20 protein-coding genes are annotated in these 14,984 nt (G+C 59.0%); 8 read left to right on the top strand and 12 right to left on the bottom strand.

Features of this window, described 5'->3' with window-relative positions:
- Positions 1-11 precede the first annotated feature (11 nt).
- Genes DXY37_RS03595 through DXY37_RS03585 form a run of 3 tightly spaced genes read right to left on the bottom strand, consistent with a single transcriptional unit; the run spans position 12 to position 2,892 of the window.
- A complete protein-coding gene (locus tag DXY37_RS03595; protein WP_115125415.1) occupies positions 12-1,430 on the bottom strand; it encodes an NAD(P)(+) transhydrogenase (Re/Si-specific) subunit beta in 1,419 nt (472 codons plus the stop codon).
- Complete coding sequence (locus tag DXY37_RS03590) at positions 1,430-1,774, bottom strand: NAD(P) transhydrogenase subunit alpha (protein ID WP_369813443.1); 345 nt, start codon at positions 1,772-1,774, stop codon at positions 1,430-1,432. Before DXY37_RS03590 ends, DXY37_RS03595 begins: the two co-directional genes overlap by 1 nt.
- Positions 1,774-2,892: a Re/Si-specific NAD(P)(+) transhydrogenase subunit alpha gene (locus DXY37_RS03585; protein WP_115125414.1), complete on the bottom strand. Its 1,119-nt coding sequence runs from the start codon at positions 2,890-2,892 to the stop codon at positions 1,774-1,776. The genes DXY37_RS03590 and DXY37_RS03585 overlap by 1 nt, the downstream gene beginning before the upstream one ends.
- A 146-nt stretch (positions 2,893-3,038) precedes the next feature.
- Here DXY37_RS03585 and DXY37_RS03580 point away from each other — a divergent pair, with 146 nt between their 5' ends.
- On the top strand, positions 3,039-3,617 hold the full coding sequence (locus DXY37_RS03580) for an EF-1 guanine nucleotide exchange domain-containing protein (protein ID WP_115125413.1): 579 nt from the start codon (positions 3,039-3,041) through the stop codon (positions 3,615-3,617).
- A 29-nt stretch (positions 3,618-3,646) separates the two neighbouring features.
- Here DXY37_RS03580 and DXY37_RS13225 read toward each other — a convergent pair whose 3' ends face one another.
- Positions 3,647-3,823 carry a hypothetical protein gene (locus tag DXY37_RS13225; protein ID WP_170951770.1) on the bottom strand — a complete coding sequence of 59 codons (177 nt, stop codon included), beginning with the start codon at positions 3,821-3,823 and terminating at the stop codon, positions 3,647-3,649.
- Positions 3,824-4,018: 195 nt separating this feature from the next.
- Here DXY37_RS13225 and DXY37_RS03575 point away from each other — a divergent pair, with 195 nt between their 5' ends.
- The 3 genes from DXY37_RS03575 (at position 4,019) to trxB (ending at position 7,228) form a co-directional block, all read left to right on the top strand.
- Positions 4,019-5,359 carry a DEAD/DEAH box helicase family protein gene (locus tag DXY37_RS03575; protein WP_244276827.1) on the top strand — a complete coding sequence of 447 codons (1,341 nt, stop codon included), beginning with the start codon at positions 4,019-4,021 and terminating at the stop codon, positions 5,357-5,359.
- Between the two features lie 96 nt (positions 5,360-5,455).
- Positions 5,456-5,704, top strand: a complete 249-nt coding sequence (locus DXY37_RS03570; RefSeq protein WP_115125477.1) for a hypothetical protein — start codon at positions 5,456-5,458, stop codon at positions 5,702-5,704.
- A 162-nt stretch (positions 5,705-5,866) separates the two neighbouring features.
- A complete protein-coding gene (gene trxB, locus DXY37_RS03565) occupies positions 5,867-7,228 on the top strand; it encodes a thioredoxin-disulfide reductase (RefSeq protein ID WP_115125411.1) in 1,362 nt (453 codons plus the stop codon).
- A gap of 3 nt (positions 7,229-7,231) precedes the next feature.
- Here the strand turns inward: trxB and infA are convergent, their stop codons facing one another.
- Positions 7,232-7,501, bottom strand: coding sequence for a translation initiation factor IF-1 (gene infA, locus DXY37_RS03560; RefSeq protein WP_006041809.1), 270 nt, complete (start codon positions 7,499-7,501; stop codon positions 7,232-7,234).
- 314 nt (positions 7,502-7,815) lie between these two features.
- Between infA and DXY37_RS03555 the strand changes: the two genes are divergently transcribed.
- Positions 7,816-7,977, top strand: coding sequence for a Nif11-like leader peptide family natural product precursor (locus tag DXY37_RS03555; RefSeq protein ID WP_244276825.1), 162 nt, complete (start codon positions 7,816-7,818; stop codon positions 7,975-7,977).
- Positions 7,935-8,591 (top strand): pseudouridine synthase, encoded by a 657-nt coding sequence (locus DXY37_RS03550; RefSeq protein WP_115125410.1) that lies wholly within the window; start codon positions 7,935-7,937, stop codon positions 8,589-8,591. Before DXY37_RS03555 ends, DXY37_RS03550 begins: the two co-directional genes overlap by 43 nt.
- On the opposite strand, the gene DXY37_RS03545 is transcribed toward DXY37_RS03550, so the two are convergent.
- The 5 genes from DXY37_RS03545 to DXY37_RS03525 all read right to left on the bottom strand — a co-directional run bounded on the left by DXY37_RS03545 (position 8,566) and on the right by DXY37_RS03525 (position 11,990).
- Positions 8,566-9,345, bottom strand: coding sequence for a methyltransferase domain-containing protein (locus DXY37_RS03545; RefSeq protein WP_115125409.1), 780 nt, complete (start codon positions 9,343-9,345; stop codon positions 8,566-8,568). The two genes, DXY37_RS03550 and DXY37_RS03545, sit on opposite strands and share 26 nt — an antisense overlap.
- On the bottom strand, positions 9,345-9,560 hold the full coding sequence (locus DXY37_RS03540) for a hypothetical protein (RefSeq protein WP_115125408.1): 216 nt from the start codon (positions 9,558-9,560) through the stop codon (positions 9,345-9,347). The genes DXY37_RS03545 and DXY37_RS03540 overlap by 1 nt, the downstream gene beginning before the upstream one ends.
- 77 nt (positions 9,561-9,637) lie before the next feature.
- On the bottom strand, positions 9,638-10,600 hold the full coding sequence (locus DXY37_RS03535) for an NAD(P)H-binding protein (RefSeq protein WP_115125407.1): 963 nt from the start codon (positions 10,598-10,600) through the stop codon (positions 9,638-9,640).
- A 55-nt stretch (positions 10,601-10,655) separates the two neighbouring features.
- Positions 10,656-10,754, bottom strand: coding sequence for a cytochrome b6-f complex subunit PetM (gene petM, locus DXY37_RS03530; RefSeq protein WP_011933540.1), 99 nt, complete (start codon positions 10,752-10,754; stop codon positions 10,656-10,658).
- A 27-nt stretch (positions 10,755-10,781) separates the two neighbouring features.
- On the bottom strand, positions 10,782-11,990 hold the full coding sequence (locus tag DXY37_RS03525) for a N2,N2-dimethylguanosine tRNA methyltransferase (protein WP_115125406.1): 1,209 nt from the start codon (positions 11,988-11,990) through the stop codon (positions 10,782-10,784).
- Between DXY37_RS03525 and DXY37_RS03520 the strand changes: the two genes are divergently transcribed.
- The gene (locus DXY37_RS03520) at positions 11,959-12,939 is read left to right on the top strand and encodes an alpha/beta fold hydrolase (protein WP_115125405.1); all 981 of its coding nucleotides are present in this window, start codon (positions 11,959-11,961) and stop codon (positions 12,937-12,939) included. The two genes, DXY37_RS03525 and DXY37_RS03520, sit on opposite strands and share 32 nt — an antisense overlap.
- Positions 12,936-13,466 carry an acetolactate synthase small subunit gene (gene ilvN, locus DXY37_RS03515; protein WP_067097610.1) on the top strand — a complete coding sequence of 177 codons (531 nt, stop codon included), beginning with the start codon at positions 12,936-12,938 and terminating at the stop codon, positions 13,464-13,466. The genes DXY37_RS03520 and ilvN overlap by 4 nt, the downstream gene beginning before the upstream one ends.
- A gap of 12 nt (positions 13,467-13,478) precedes the next feature.
- On the opposite strand, the gene DXY37_RS03510 is transcribed toward ilvN, so the two are convergent.
- Together DXY37_RS03510 and DXY37_RS03505 are read right to left on the bottom strand one after the other, a co-directional pair.
- Positions 13,479-14,141, bottom strand: coding sequence for a peptidylprolyl isomerase (locus DXY37_RS03510; RefSeq protein WP_371637821.1), 663 nt, complete (start codon positions 14,139-14,141; stop codon positions 13,479-13,481).
- A 33-nt stretch (positions 14,142-14,174) separates the two neighbouring features.
- The gene (locus DXY37_RS03505) at positions 14,175-14,711 is read right to left on the bottom strand and encodes a photosystem I assembly protein Ycf4 (RefSeq protein WP_115125404.1); all 537 of its coding nucleotides are present in this window, start codon (positions 14,709-14,711) and stop codon (positions 14,175-14,177) included.
- Positions 14,712-14,984 lie beyond the last annotated feature (273 nt).

The raw sequence follows: 14,984 nt of genomic DNA, 5'->3' as shown, positions 1-14,984 counted from the left end.
GACCGATCTGATCACTTCTTACCAACACCAAGCTCCTTCAGCTCACCGAGCAGATCACCCAGAACTTTCTTGGCATCGCCAAACACCATGGAGGTGTTAGCAAGCTCAAAGAGGTCGTTCTTGATTCCTGAATAACCAGCGCTCATACCACGTTTCACGACAAAGACCGTGCGTGCCTGCTGAACATCAAGCACGGGCATGCCGTAGAGGGGGGATTCTGGGTCGTTTTTGGCCTGGGGATTGACGACATCATTCGCGCCCAGCACCAGAACCACATCCGTGGCAGGGAAATCAGGATTAATGATGTCCATTTCCTTGAGCTGCTCGTAGGGCACATCGGCTTCCGCGAGCAGCACATTCATGTGACCCGGCATGCGCCCAGCCACAGGATGAATGGCGTAATCAACCTGAATACCAGCAGCTTCCAGGGAACGGGTGACCTCCCGGAGGGTGTGCTGAGCCTGGGCTACTGCAAGGCCGTAACCAGGCACAATCACCACCCGCTCAGCCGCTTCAAGGGTGAGGGCACACTCCTCAACGCTGCAGCTAGTGATGTTGGTGTATTCACCGCCGCCCCCGCCGCCGGAGCCAGCTCCCAGGGCTCCACCAAACAGCACCGAAACCAGTGAGCGGTTCATGCCATTGCACATCACCTGAGTCAGGATCAGGCCCGCAGCGCCGACCATGGCACCCGCCACGATCAGAAGCTGGCTGCCGACCACAAAACCAGCTGCAGCAGCGGCCACACCGGAATAGCTGTTGAGCAGCGAAATCACCACAGGCATGTCTGCGCCGCCGATCGGCAGGGTGACGCCGATGCCCAGCAGGCCGGAAGAAATCACGAGCAACCACAACCCAGCCTGACTGCTGCCATCGGCAGCGATCAAGTTGATCGCTGCCACAAAACAAACAACAGCCAGAGCGATATTGACAAGATGGCGGATCTTGCTCTGCATCCAGGGAGGCGTTGAGAGCCAGCCCTGAAGCTTGGCCATCGCCACGATCGACCCTGTGAAGGTGATCGAGCCAACGAAGACGGAGATCACAATCGATACAACCGCCACGAGCGTGCCGTCATCAAGGGTTCCGGGGAACATTGCCGCTGCCAGGGCCACCAACAGCGATGACATGCCGCCACAGCCGTTGAACAGCGCCACGGTTTCGGGCATGGAGGTCATGGGAACCCGCTGGGCCGTGATCGCACCCAGCACTCCGCCGACAAGTGTGCCGACGATGATCCATGCCCAGGCCTGCCCATCGAAGCTTGGTGTGCCTAGATAACTGATCAGCAGACCAATCACAGCGAGGGCCATGGCCACAGCTGCCAGCTGATTGGCACTACGCGCAGAGCGCACTTTGGAGAGACCTTTGATGCCGAGTGCCAGCAGCAGAACGGCGACGAGATCGATGGCGTAATTCAGGAACTCCATCAGCTGTTCTCCTTGCGAGCGGGCTTGCGGCTGAACATGGCGAGCATGCGGTCAGTGACCAGGAAGCCGCCGATCACGTTGAAGAGAGCGAAGCCAAGGGAGACCGAGCCAAGAACCAGCAGAGGAGTGCTGCCATCGGCTTTGATGATCGCGGTGAGAGCGGCCAGCATCGTGATGCCGGAGATGGCATTGGCACCACTCATCAATGGCGTGTGCAGCGTGGGGGGAACCTTGCCGATCAGCTCGAAGCCGAGCAGGCTTCCGAGCAACAGCACCCAGAGGGCATTCACCAGAGGTGGTGTTTGGGAGGCCGTGGCCGCACCCATGAGAAAAAGGGAATCCATTAATTGGCTCCTGGGGTGAGAACATCTCCGCGGCGGATGGTGCCGTCCTGACTGATCAGGCATCCGGCAATCAGCTCGTCTTCGCTGTCGAGAGTGAGCTGACCATCCTTCAGGGTGGGTTGAAGTAAGGCCAGCAGATTGCGGGAATACATCGCACTGGCATGGTTAGGAACCGTGCAGGGCAGATCGTTGGCACCGATCAGCTTCACGCCATTGCGGTCTACGGTCTTCGAGGCGATGGTGTCGGCGCAGTTGCCTCCCTGGGCAACCGCCAGATCCACAACCACAGCTCCTGGGCGCATGCGATCCAGCATGTCCTCACTGATCAGCCGTGGAGCACGACGACCTGGAACCTGAGCTGTGCAAATGGCCACATCAGCCTCGGCCAACTGGTCTGAAAGCTGCTGGCGTTGCGCTGCGAGAAAAGCATCAGAGGCCTGCTTGGCATAGCCACCAGACTCAGCGGGCTTGTCCTCCATCTCAGGAGGATCGATGAAACGGGCACCAAGCGATTCCACCTGTTCCTTCACCGCAGGGCGAATGTCGCTGACGTAGACAACGGCGCCGAGCCGGCGTGCCGTGGCGACCGCCTGCAGGCCAGCCACTCCAGCACCCAGAATCACAACGCGGGCCGGTTGAACAGTGCCGGCCGCCGTCATCAACATCGGGAAATAACGGTCCAGTGCCGCAGAGGCCAGGAGCACCGACTTGTAGCCGGCGATATTGGCCTGCGACGACAGCGCATCTGCGGACTGAGCACGGCTGATGCGTGGAAGCAGCTCAAGGGCCATGGCCGACAGACCTGCCTGTTGCAGACCCGCAGCCAGCTCAGCGTTCGCATAGGGAGCGAGAAGACCCACCAACAGAGCCCCGCGACGGAGCTGACTGAGGGCCTGCGTCGAGGGTGACTGAACACAGAGCAACACATCAGCCTGAGACCAGGCCGAGCTGTCCCCGCGGGTCACAAGTTCCGCTCCGGCCTCGGCATACGCCTGATCCAGATAGCCAGAAGGCTGACCAGCTCCCTGCTCGAGGACGACGCTGCAGCCGAGTGCAGCGAATTTCTTGACGGTTTCCGGAGAGGCCGCAACGCGGGTTTCGCCCGCTGCGGTCTCCACCGGGATCAACAGTATGGGCAAGATCGTGATGCCGCCGACCCAGCTGAGATTACGAGGTCACGGGTTGTGGAGGCCTGCATCTTTTCTGAAGAAGGGGGTTTGCCCCTGAAGCCTGTAGCTAGGGAGAGGTTCCTGTCTGCAACAGCATGGGACTCACCGCAATCGAATGCCCTGATGGCGTCTGCCACAGCCACCACGGCGGTCATGCCGTGGACCGCATCACCATGGAACACCTTCTGGCTGAACACGGCCGTGAATGGTGCGAGCGCCTGGCGGAACGGATTTATGAAATGTCGGTGGACACGTTCTCCCAAACCGTGATGCCAAGCCTGCATGCAGCGGGCTGGCAGCGACGTCATCTCGACTGGGAGTTCAAGCTCAGGGAACTGGATTCCGAGCCGGATCGCACCCTGGTGGATGGAATCATCAACGCCACTGAGAGCTTTCTGCGCAGCAGTGAAGTGCATCGCCTCTTCATCCAGGAGCTTGTCCAAGGAACATTCGATGAAGCCTCTGAAGACCACCTGCGCGCTGAAGCCGTGCGGCACTTGATCGAAAAGGAAATCCTGACGCTTCTGGAAGAGAACAGAGCTGAATTGATGGAGCGACTCACCTCAAGAATTCTGGAACCAGCAGGCGGCCAGGTTGATCGCGCTGAGAAGGCCGCTTCAGAGGGATTGATGGAAGTCGAACGATTGCTGTGCAATCACACCGAATCGCTCTGAAATCTGGAGCAGTCTGTGAGCAAGGAGCTTCAGAACATCGGCTGAAGCTCCTCCTCCACCGCTAACGCCTGCGGGCGAAGGCCCTGGCCATGGAGAAGCCGCGCGCGAAGAATCAGCGGGTCAAGGTCGCACTCCAATGGCCAGCAACGCTCTAGACAACGGCGAGACTCTGGACTGGACGAGTAACGGAGAAGGCTTCTGGCCATGGCGGCAGGGGGCCGAACCCCAGAGGCTGATGGTCGGAAGTTAAGGGTGGCGCAACCGATTGGAATGGTTAGAAAGACCTATCTTTCAACGTCGCCATCAACACACCGTCCTTCGCTCTTGGTGCCGAGCTTCCGTCGCGGGCGATTCGGCCCAGGCAATGGCAGCAGCAGCTCATTCAACTGCTGCGCAGGCGGTTGGACCCAGGCACAACTGCAGCACGTGATGTCCTGATTCATGCCGGTCCAGGCGCTGGCAAAACTCTTGGCGCTTTGCTGTCCTTTCAGGCGATGCAGTCGGAGGGCATGCTGCAACGCACTCTGATCTTCTGCCATCGCACCTCGATCTTAAGCCAGTGGCATGGTGCTGCAGCCCAGCTGGGTCTGCAGCTTGATCTCTGGAGCGGGCCTAACAGCGCCTCAGACGCCGCGGACGGATGGTTGCTCAGCTACCAGGGTGCAGGACGCCAGCAGGAGGCCCTGAAAGCCGAGCTCAGCCGCTGGAACCAGGACCTTCTGCTGGCCATCGCCGACGAAGCGCATCATCTTGGAGTGGACCCCGATGAACCTGACGGCCCGGTTTGGGGACGAACGTTTCTGGAGCTCAGCAGCCATGCCCGGTTGCGTCTCGGTTTAACCGGAACACCGTTTCGCGCAGACAACCTGGCGTTCTGCGCCGCCCGGCGGGTGCGGGTGGAGGAAGCCGGCCAGCTGGTGGAACAGATCCATCCCGATCTTTCTGTCGAACCCCGAGAACTGATCGATGCTGGTGATGTTCGTCCCCTCGAATTTCGTTTTCAAGACGGCTGGGTAGAACACGCCCAGGAAGGGCTGCCGGACCGAGAGGTTTCGCCACTGTCAGCTGAACAGAGAGAAAGCTGGAGAGCCAGGAATCTGCGCCGCGCCATTCGTCTTTCCGACAGCAGCAGTATTGCCCAGCTGCTGCTGCTGAGAGCCCGCACCAAGCTCGAAAGCGTTCGCAAACGTCACCCGCGCGCAGGCGGACTGGTGATCGCCCGCGACATTGAGCATGCCCGCAGCATCACCTTGCTGCTGGAGGAGGAAGGTGATCGGGTCGATCTGGTGCATTCCCAGGACCCAGGAGCACCTGAACGCCTCAATGGCTTTCAGAGCGGTGATGCCGACTGGCTAGTGAGCATTGACATGTGCGCGGAAGGATTCGATGCCTCACGGCTGAGAGTGGTCGCTTACCTGACCACGGTGGTGACGCGCAGTCGCTTCGTTCAGGGAATCACCAGAGCAGTGCGCATGTGCAGTGAAAGAGCCTCGCTGGAAGCGGTTCCGCGCGAACCCTCCTACGTGTTCGCTCCGGCGGATCCATTGCTAATGCAATACGCCCGCAGCTGGTCTCTGTCTGAGCCTTATCGCATCGCAGCCCCGCAAAGCGCCGAAGACAACGACAGCAATCTGGGAGGTGACTGGCGAGGTCCGTCGCTGCCGATGGAAGCGATTGAGGACGGTGCAGGCGCTGTGATCAGGATGCGCACACCGCAGTTACCCAGATTTTTGCAGCGTTGAAAACATTCTTTCCCAAGAAAAAATGCGACATTCTGCGAAATCCGGCCTGATTTGGACCCATCAACCATCAGCCTGGTCGCCATCTGGGAGACAGACATGGACGCAGCAATTGAACGTCGAGTCAACGTTGCCACCTGCTGGGCAAGAACCCGGATTGCCGTTCTGGACAGTGCTGAGCGCTACGAGGACAGCTATGCACTCACGCAGGAATTCAGAGAATGGATTACCTGTTTAGGGGAGCATCCTGAACTTCTTGAGGACTCTGTGTTGAGTGTTCAGCGAACACAAGGGAAACGCCATCACCTGGAACTTGATGGAGCAACAGACGGAGCAGTTGAAATCTAAAGAAAGACTGAAATTCGTATCGAAACCTTGAGGCATTTCGGTCCAATTTGTACATCTTGGTGAAGCAAATTTCACCCAGACTGATCACTCGAATCCTTCTGGCGCTGCCGCTGACGAGACGTCGCGGAGATTAAAGTCATCTCATAGTCATTCCGGATAAGCATGGCGGTTGAGAATTTGGTGATTGTGGGGTCCGGCCCAGCCGGCTACACCGCTGCCATCTATGCCGCCCGCGCCAATCTCAATCCCCTTCTGATCACAGGGTTTCAGAGAGGAGGCATCCCTGGTGGCCAGCTGATGACCACCACCCATGTTGAAAACTTCCCCGGATTTCCTGACGGTGTTCTCGGTCCCGACCTGATGGACTTGATGAAAGCCCAGGCCACGCGCTGGGGAACAAGGCTGCTTGAAGCTGATGCCGACCGCATTGATCTCAGCCAGCGTCCTTACCGAATTGAAGTCGACGGGCAGGTCGTTGAATCCCAAGCGGTGATCATCGCCACAGGGGCCAGCGCTAATCGGCTCGGACTGCCGAATGAGGAGCGCTTCTGGAGCAAGGGCATCAGCGCCTGTGCCATCTGCGATGGCGCCACACCTCAGTTTCGCAACGAAGAATTAGCCGTGGTCGGCGGTGGCGATTCAGCTTGCGAAGAGGCGGTCTACCTCACCAAATACGGCAGCCATGTCCATCTGCTGGTGCGTTCAGACCGTCTGCGCGCCAGTGCGGCAATGAGTGACCGCGTTCAGGCCAATCCACAGATCAGCGTGCACTGGAACACTCAGGTGAGCGACGTTCAAGGCGATGACTGGTTAAGCAGCCTCAACCTGCATCGACGTGACAGCGGTATCGACGAAGAGCTGGCTGTTCGGGGCATGTTTTATGCCATCGGACACACGCCCAACACAGAGCTCGTTCGCGACCAGCTCGACTGCGATCCCATCGGTTACCTGGTCACCCAACCGGGTCGACCGGAGACCTCCATGGAAGGTGTGTTCGCAGCAGGTGATGTCGCCGATGGAGAGTGGCGTCAGGGCGTCACCGCCGCTGGCAGCGGCTGTCAGGCCGCTCTCGCCGCCGAGCGCTGGCTTTCTCATCACAATCTGGCAACACTGGTCAGAAGGGATCAGGCTGAGCCAGCCAAAGCAGAACCACCACAGACCACAGCCGAGACCACTGAAGCCACCTACGACTCAAACGCTCTTTGGCAAAAAGGCAGCTATGCCCTGCGGAAGCTGTATCACGACAGCACTCGGCCCCTGCTTGTGGTCTATACATCGCCAAGCTGCGGTCCCTGCCACGTACTCAAACCTCAGCTGAAGCGAGTACTTGATGAGCTGCACGGGGAAGCCCAGGGAATCGAAATCGATATCGAAGCCGACCAAGAGATCGCTCAGCAGGCCGGAGTCAATGGCACACCAACTGTTCAGCTGTTTTTCGACAAGCAACTGAAGCAGCAGTGGCGTGGGGTGAAGCAGCGGAGTGAGTTCATGGACTCAATCCGCTCGGTGCTCAGCAAAGCCTGAGCCTCAACGGCGACGAGGTCCACCCGGACGGTTACCACCAGGGCGGCCACCGGGGGCACCGGCGTTGCGTTCTCTGTAGGTGATCCGGCCACGGGTCAGGTCATAGGGACTGATCTCCACCAGCACCTTGTCTCCGGCCAACAGCTTGATTCTGAACTTGGTGAGTTTGCCCGCGGCACGGCAAAGGCATTGATGACCTGCGGGCTGCTCCAGGGTCACCAGGTAAAACCCGTTGCCCTGTTCCTTCTCGATCACACCCGAGGTTTCAATCATGCGCCGGCATTGACCCGCAAAACGTTCCTGCATTTTAGGAGGCCGCCTGCTGTCTGAGCAGCCCCAAGACAGATGAGCTCTCCCTAAGGTCGGCTGATCTTGAAACGAGCCGATGATTCTCCCTCCCCTCTCCATGGATCTGGGGCTGCTGATGATTTCCATCGGTGCTGTGAACCTGTGGCGTGCCCGTCAAAAATCCACCTAACCTTTTGATAACGCCAAAACGCCGGGGCCGAGTCCGCTCTGGCCTCTTTCGTCAACCTGACTCGGCCTGATTCCCAGGTTCGCGATCAGGTGCGTCTGCAGCTACTCCCATGCATGTGGTGAACCTGGCCAAGAGAAAGGGTCACTTCTTAACCCAGGCCACCATTATGAAAATGCAGGCCGAAAAAATGAAGCACCTGCACGATGATCACATCAACGACGCCTCCACATGGGGCGAAGCACTCTTGATCTGCTTCGGCGAACGCTCCTGACACTTCTGCTTCACAAGCCATACGGAGTCCTCAGCCAGTTCACACCTGAACCGGGCAGCCGATGGGGCTGCCTTGCCGACTGGGTGACTATTCCTGATGTTTATGCGGCAGGTCGTCTGGACGCCGACAGCGAAGGGCTGCTCCTCCTCACCGCCAACGGCCGCTTGCAACAACGATTGACAGACCCCCGCTTTGGCCATTGGCGCACCTACTGGGTGCAGGTTGAGGGCAGTGCTGATCAACGCCAGCTGGATGCCCTTTGCGATGGGGTGATGGTCAAACAGCAGCTCACCAGGCCTGCAAGGGCACAACGTCTTGCTGCTGAACACGAACAGACACTCACGGCACGCAACCCGCCAATCCGCACCAGGCTCAGCATTCCCACCACTTGGCTGCAACTCAGCCTGAGGGAAGGGCGCAACCGCCAGGTGCGTCGCATGACAGCGGCCGTGGGGCTTCCAACGCTGCGACTGATCCGCCACAGCATTGATCTGATGGATGGAGGGCCACCTCTCAACCTCAGCGGCCTCGCCTCAGGTCAATGGCGTGAGATCACGTCGGACGAGCATCAACGCCTTAGAGCCCTGCTCAACCAGCACCCAAAACGCCGGTGAGCGTGACAGCACGGAATTCGATGCCTTCCACAACACGCCATGGCTTCTCGGAGCGGTCGGCATAGCTCACATCCTCAAAGCCGAGTGCACGGAAATCGGCAAGGAAGGCGTCCTCCTCCCAAGCACCACTGATGCAACCGCTCCAAAGATCTGGATCTTGTTGAAGATGCTGAGGAACAGGGCGATCACACACAATGTCGCTGATGGCGACGCGGCCTGAGGGGCGCAACACTCTGCGGATGTTGGCGAGTAGAGCCGAACGCGCTGAAGGATTCACCAGATTGAGCACACAATTGCTCAGCACCACATCCACACTGGCTGAGGGAATCAGCAGCTCACCCGTTGGGGTTGGCGCATCAAGAGCTTCGATTGCCCCCTCCAGAAAGCGAACGTTGCTGTAACCGATTCTCTCGGCCACCACTGGAGCTGCAACGCGGGCAAGCTCCAACATGTCGGCATTTCGGTCCACGCCAATCACAGCGCCATCGCCACCCACTACCTGGGCACAGATAAAGGCATTTTTGCCGCTGCCACTGCCCAGATCCAGCACGGTGTCACCCAAACGAACCCAGCGCGTCGGGTCGCCGCAGCCGTAATCACGCTCCACCACCTCCTCGGGGATGACCTTGAGCAAGGAGGCGTCAAAGGCGACCGGAGTACAGAGACAGGCTTCCTGCTCAAGCGCTGCAGCTCCATAGCGCTGTTCAACGGCCTGGGTCTGATCGAGAGCCGGTCCACAACATCCTTCGCTCATCAGCCGAGGGCCTCCAGCAATTCACGCACAGTCGACCACTGACCGTAGTAGTAATTCGCGCTCGCTCGGCGGTCGCTGTCCTCGAGGCCGTCGAAGGCATCGAAGCCCACATTGCGCCAAAGATCATGACCACAGGCGCGGTCAAGCTCCGTCTCGGCTTCACGGGCAAGATTGTCGAGACGTCGCTGCAGATTCTTGACTTGAGCGGCAGACATCTTGAGGAAAGGCGGATGAATTCAATGTATCGAAAAGACTAGTACGCATCAACTAGTCGACTGAAGGCCGGCTTCGATCAGAACGGCAGTTTCTTCTTGGCGTCCTTGTCCAGATCAGCTTCCATCGCCCGAAGTCTCTTGAGGATTGAGTCGTAGTACTCCTTGACGTAGTCCTCAAGATGAGTGACCTCGCCTGGATCAATACCGAAGCTCTGGTAGGTCTCCTCCATCGGTGCATCCATCGAGACACCACCTCCTGACACCTCGGCGAATGCCAGACGTTCAGCCACGTTCACGGCAGGTTCAAAGAAGGAACACATCGCTTCGGTGAATCGCATGATGAAGGAGGGCACTCGAAAGACCCTCGCTGACTTGTCAGCAGCACGTTCGCAGAGCTGAACAACCTCACCGCTATTCCAGGCCTTGGGCCCAACAACGGGAAATGTCTTGCGCACCGTCTCCTCATGGTCGAGCGCAGCCACAGCGAAACGAGCCATGTCCTGCGTGTTCATGTAGGCAATCGATGTGGGGCTGCCGCTCACCCAAACGGTCTGGCTCTCCAGAACAGGAATGGCGAACTGGCTGATCACGCCCTGCATGAACGCCACACCCTGGAGAATGGTGTAGTCGAGCTCTGATTCCTTCAGAAGTTTTTCAGTGCAATATTTAATGTCCATCAACGGCACATCTCGATGCTGTTCAGCATTTAGAAGCGAAAGGAACACGAAACGGGTCACACCGGCGCGTTCACAGGCTCGGAGAAGGTTGAGCTTGCCGTCCCAATCTGTTTGATAGATGCTCTTGGGATCATCGGGGCGGCTGGTGGCCGCATCGATCACGGCATCGACTCCGTCGAGGGCGTAATCGAGGCTGGCTGGATTGAGCAGATCACCGCGTGTGAGTTCGCAACCCCACTCCTGAAGGAAGGACGCTTTCCTTGGGATTCGCACCATGCAGCGAACGTCATGACCTTGATCAAGAGCCCTGCGGGCGATTTGCCTGCCCAAGGTTCCTGTTCCACCGACCACAAGAACCTGCATAGGGCTTTCAAAGTCCAGCGAGGAGCTTAGTTGGCGTTCCCTCGCACTGCGGAGATCAGTCCTTCTGCAGCTTGAGCAGCAAGGCTCCACCTGCCAGGCCCACGGGAATCAGCACCCAAAACACAGCTGCAATCCCGAAAATCTCCGAAGCCATCGATCAGTGTTCTGAATCAGCTCCTATTTAACGATCTCCAGCAACGTGTTGAACGCATTGTTGTAATAACTCAGCCATCGGCGCATCGGTGCGCAGCTGGCCGGTCATGACTGCGCTGGGGCATGCCTGGTGGCCTGCACTCAGCAGCGCCTGAACCAGCTCCTCCAGCGGAGGTGGTCCAGCAAGAGATAGCCGGCTGGCAAGCTCAGCAGTGGACCAGCAGCAGACCGGCAATCCGCAGTCCCTCTGCAGGCGTTGCAGCAGACGCCGACCAGCAGCTGAAAGAGTGTCTGGCTTTGAATCGGCAAGCTTGAGCAACTGATCCAGAACTGCAGGCATCTGCAAAGGCCCGAGCCAAAGCGGCCCTGTCACAGCCCATCGGCCCTGGCCATCCGTGCAGCGACAGGATCTCCAGCCCGAGAGCTTCAACAGCGGTTGAACCGCTTGATCACCACAGCGCTCGCAACGTGCCAGCAGGCCTAGCTGCGATTCCTCATCAGCGGCCAAGCGCTGGCGTAATCGCACAACAAGCCGGAATGTGCGTCCTTCACTGAAACTGGCAACGGGTTCAAGCCCCCGGCCTAATTGCCAGGCTTCTCTTGCCAGCACTGCCAGCTGAAGTCGCAGAGACAGCTCCCAACTGGCGGGATGGGCTCGCGCTGCTGCCCCGAAATGACGCACCGCCGCACGGCGGTCATGGCCGGTGGGCGAACGTCCATCCGTGCTGGCGAGAACAAGTAGGCCGTCGAAGCGCAGCACCGCCAAGGCCGACTGAAGTAGGGCATTGGGACAACCGAAGGCATCCAGATCAATCAGATCGAAGAAGGTTTGATCGAGGTAGGCCTGGCGCAGAAGACGCTCCGCCACCCAACTGGTGCTTGTCAACGAAACTCCACGCACACCCTGCAGAAGCTGAAGGTTCGATTCCAGCAACAAGCTGCGATCTGGATCGGCATCGTTCAACCAAAGCTCCAGATCGGGTCTGGATTCGGGACAGGCTTCGAGCCCCCAGCGCAGACCGCGGATGCCACAACCGGCCATCAGGTCAAGCCAGCGCAGTGGCCGTTGCGCCTCTGACGCTTGGTGGGCCGCCAGCAGAACCGAAAGATCCCTCGAGGGTCGCGAATCCTTACGGAAAAAGCCTGATCCCGTCTGCAGACAGACAGCTCCTTCGCGATAGTGAGAAACCGGCGCTTCCAGGTGCGTGCACGCAACCGTTCTCCAGCCTGCCTCCACCGGTGCCGACTGGGGAGAAGCCAGCACATGGCACTGGCTGGATCTCAAGTGTCACTGGCGGGTTCTCGGGCAACCCTCGGCTCCGCCAATCGTGCTAATTCACGGCTTTGGCGCCAGCAGCAGTCACTGGAGGCATAACGCCGGAGCCCTTGCCGCAGCTGGCTATCGGGTGTTCAGCCTCGACCTGATCGGCTTCGGGCGCTCCGACCAGCCCGGACTGAATCGACACTTCTCACTCGACAACAGATTGTGGTCCAGGCAACTGGCCGCCTTTCTCGAAGAGGTGGTGGAGCAACCGGCGGTGCTTGTGGGCAACTCACTGGGGGGCCTCACCGTTTTGACCACCGCTGCGTTGCGACCCGAACTGGTGAAAGCAGCCGTTGCAGCACCTCTACCAGACCCCACCCTGCTGCGCCCCCTGCCACAACAGCAGTCCCGCTGGCTAGAGCGGTTACGACGCATCACGGTGACAGCAATCTGCCGCCTACTGCCCCTGGAATTGATCGTGCCGCTGATCGCGCGAACTCCTCTGCTGCGGGCTGGGCTTCAGGGTGCTTATCAACGATCAATCCGAACCGACCGGGAGCTGCAGGCCCTGATCGCTCAGCCTGCCCTCAGGGGGACAGCTGCCAGAAGCCTTCGTGCGATGAGCGTGGGCATGGCTCTCCGTCCCAGAAACGCCACCGCCCCAGTGCTGCTGCAAAGACTGAAGACCATGCGAAACGCTCCTCCGATTCTGTTGATTTGGGGGCGCCAGGACCGATTCGTGCCGTTGATGATCGGCGAATGGGTCAGATCTCAACACCCATGGGTGGAGCTCAAGGTGATCGAAAATGCCGGCCATTGCCCCCACGACGAAACACCCGATCGCTTTCACCTGGAGTTGCTGCACTGGCTGGACCGTAATTTGGGAAGCACAAGCGCACCAGGGATCGGTCACCCCGCATGAAGCACACTCTGTCGGTTCTGGTGGAGGACGAATCAGGCGCCCTCAGCCGAATAGCCGGCCTGTTCGCACGCCGTGGCTTCAACATCGACAGCCTTGCGGTTGGTCCTGCTGAGGCTGTTGGTCGCTCAAGGCTGACCATGGTGGTCGAAGGCGACGAGCACACCCTTCAACAGATGAGCAAACAGCTCGACAAGCTTGTCAACGTGCTGCAGGTTCTCGACCTCTCCCAGCGTCCTGCAGTCGAACGGGAGTTGATGCTGATGAAAGTCTCCGCACCGGCGGCCCAACGCAGCGCAATCCTTGAATTAGTGCAGGTGTTCAGGGCCAAGGTGGTTGACGTCGCAGACGATGCTCTGACCCTGGAGGTTGTCGGCGATCCAGGGAAGCTGGTGGCGCTGGAACGGCTGATGGCTCCCTACGGCATCGAGGAAATCGCTCGAACCGGCAAGGTCGCACTCGAAAGAGCTTCTGGAGTTAACACTGAAATGCTTAAGGCTTCAAGCTCAGGCGGGCGCGTGCCCGCCTGAGCTTCTCGTTGATCAGAGACCGGGTGTCAACACCACGGCCTTCTCGATGGTGTCGTCCTGACGGATGGCATCCACAACATCAAGACCTTGAGTCACGCGACCGAAGACGGCATAGCGACCATCGAGTTCTGGCAGGGGCTTGAGTGCGATGTAGAACTGGGCGCTGGCGGAATCTGGAGCCTGGGAGCGAGCCATAGCCAGGGCGCCGCGTTCATGGCTGAGTTTGAGCTGCACAAGCTCAGTAGGGTTACTCACAACGCGGCCATAACGGGGCTGGTCTTCGCCGTTAAAGGACAGTTCAAGAGGCACAAAACGTGCCTGTCCGGTGGTCGGATCAACGAAGCTCCCCGTTCCGTACTGCGACTTTGGAGTCGCGGGATCACTAGAGGAGGGATCACCGCCCTGCACCACAAATGGAACCGGGTCCCTCACCACTCGATGAAAAACAGTGCCGTTGTAGGCACCCCTTTGAACCAGATCAAGGAAATTCCCAGCCGTCACAGGAGCGGCATCGCCGTTGAGTTCCAGGGTGATCGAGCCCTTGCTGGTGGTGAGCTCAACGCTGGCCTTGCCCTGAAGGCAAGGACTGCTGGCCTGCTCGCAGCCAAACGGTATCGAAGCCGTTGTGCTGGAAGCACAGCTCACCAAAAGAGGCAGACACAAGGTAAGTGCCATCAGTGTCTTGATGGATTGTCGAATCATGATCATTCAGAGCCCTTCCAGGTTCACATTCAAAAAGCGTGCAAGTTCAGCTCCGTCCTGCTCGAGCTGGGCGAGAGGTAGAGGCTCACCCACTCGTGTGAGGGGCAAATCGCGTCGACCCTGAACGCGCAAAGACACACGGCGGCGAGTGTTGAAGCCGTCACGGACTTCGACCTTGACAGCCTTGATGTCTTTGATCGGTATCTCAACACTGATGGGCTTGCGAAAACCTCGGCGAGAAATAATCACGACCCCTGCGGATTTATCGAAACGATTCATGCCGGCGCCCACGTCAATGGCGATCACCGTCCAGAGATAGGTGGCCAGAAGGGCTGCAGCGATGCTGTACAGCCCCATCACAAGGCCCTGGGGGACGAATACAAGTCCTGCAGGGTGTCCTAGAGGAAGAAGATCACGCCCCAAATAACTGGAGAGCGAGGCGAACAGAAAGCCGACGCCACCAATGGTGACCATGGAGGCGACCAGGACATTGGACAGCCGCCGAGAACCGACGACAGGTTGTTCAAGCAGATCAGCGGCCATCACAGCCCGGAAGCAGCGCCCATTGTGACCGCTGAAGCGGCGTCGATGGCGACGTTCGGTGGCTCTGCCACAAAGGCTGAAACCAAAGCGGAAGAAACCCCGAAGAAATGTTCCGATACAAGGGGTTTCAGGTGAAGGGATTCGCCCCCGCAACCCTCGCTGAAATTGTTAAGGTCGCCGGGTATCCCACAGCCTGCGGCTATCCGCACCCGTTCTCACTCATGACGATCGCTGTAGGACGCGCGCCACAGCGGGGATGGTTTGACGTCCTCG

The organism is Synechococcus sp. GEYO, from assembly GCF_900473955.1.
Classification (GTDB): domain Bacteria; phylum Cyanobacteriota; class Cyanobacteriia; order PCC-6307; family Cyanobiaceae; genus Synechococcus_C.
Note: the sequence above shows the minus strand (reverse complement) of the source record. Positions and strands in the feature narration are given on the sequence as shown.

What these genes read in the sequence shown, in the direction of transcription:
- DXY37_RS03595 (WP_115125415.1), bottom strand. Translation starts at nt 1,430, where the DNA reads ATGGAGTTCCTGAATTACGCCATCGATCTCGTCGCCGTTCTGCTGCTG.
- DXY37_RS03545 (WP_115125409.1), bottom strand. Translation starts at nt 9,345, where the DNA reads ATGAGCGAAGGATGTTGTGGACCGGCTCTCGATCAGACCCAGGCCGTT.
- petM (WP_011933540.1), bottom strand. Translation starts at nt 10,754, where the DNA reads ATGGCTTCGGAGATTTTCGGGATTGCAGCTGTGTTTTGGGTGCTGATT.
- DXY37_RS03580 (WP_115125413.1), top strand. Translation starts at nt 3,039, where the DNA reads ATGGGACTCACCGCAATCGAATGCCCTGATGGCGTCTGCCACAGCCAC.
- DXY37_RS03505 (WP_115125404.1), bottom strand. Translation starts at nt 14,711, where the DNA reads ATGGCCGCTGATCTGCTTGAACAACCTGTCGTCGGTTCTCGGCGGCTG.
- DXY37_RS03570 (WP_115125477.1), top strand. Translation starts at nt 5,456, where the DNA reads ATGGACGCAGCAATTGAACGTCGAGTCAACGTTGCCACCTGCTGGGCA.
- DXY37_RS13225 (WP_170951770.1), bottom strand. Translation starts at nt 3,823, where the DNA reads ATGGCCAGAAGCCTTCTCCGTTACTCGTCCAGTCCAGAGTCTCGCCGT.
- DXY37_RS03535 (WP_115125407.1), bottom strand. Translation starts at nt 10,600, where the DNA reads ATGCAGGTTCTTGTGGTCGGTGGAACAGGAACCTTGGGCAGGCAAATC.
- ilvN (WP_067097610.1), top strand. Translation starts at nt 12,936, where the DNA reads ATGAAGCACACTCTGTCGGTTCTGGTGGAGGACGAATCAGGCGCCCTC.
- DXY37_RS03550 (WP_115125410.1), top strand. Translation starts at nt 7,935, where the DNA reads ATGGGGCGAAGCACTCTTGATCTGCTTCGGCGAACGCTCCTGACACTT.
- trxB (WP_115125411.1), top strand. Translation starts at nt 5,867, where the DNA reads ATGGCGGTTGAGAATTTGGTGATTGTGGGGTCCGGCCCAGCCGGCTAC.
- DXY37_RS03540 (WP_115125408.1), bottom strand. Translation starts at nt 9,560, where the DNA reads ATGTCTGCCGCTCAAGTCAAGAATCTGCAGCGACGTCTCGACAATCTT.
- DXY37_RS03555 (WP_244276825.1), top strand. Translation starts at nt 7,816, where the DNA reads ATGCATGTGGTGAACCTGGCCAAGAGAAAGGGTCACTTCTTAACCCAG.
- infA (WP_006041809.1), bottom strand. Translation starts at nt 7,501, where the DNA reads ATGATTGAAACCTCGGGTGTGATCGAGAAGGAACAGGGCAACGGGTTT.
- DXY37_RS03510 (WP_371637821.1), bottom strand. Translation starts at nt 14,141, where the DNA reads ATGGCACTTACCTTGTGTCTGCCTCTTTTGGTGAGCTGTGCTTCCAGC.
- DXY37_RS03590 (WP_369813443.1), bottom strand. Translation starts at nt 1,774, where the DNA reads ATGGATTCCCTTTTTCTCATGGGTGCGGCCACGGCCTCCCAAACACCA.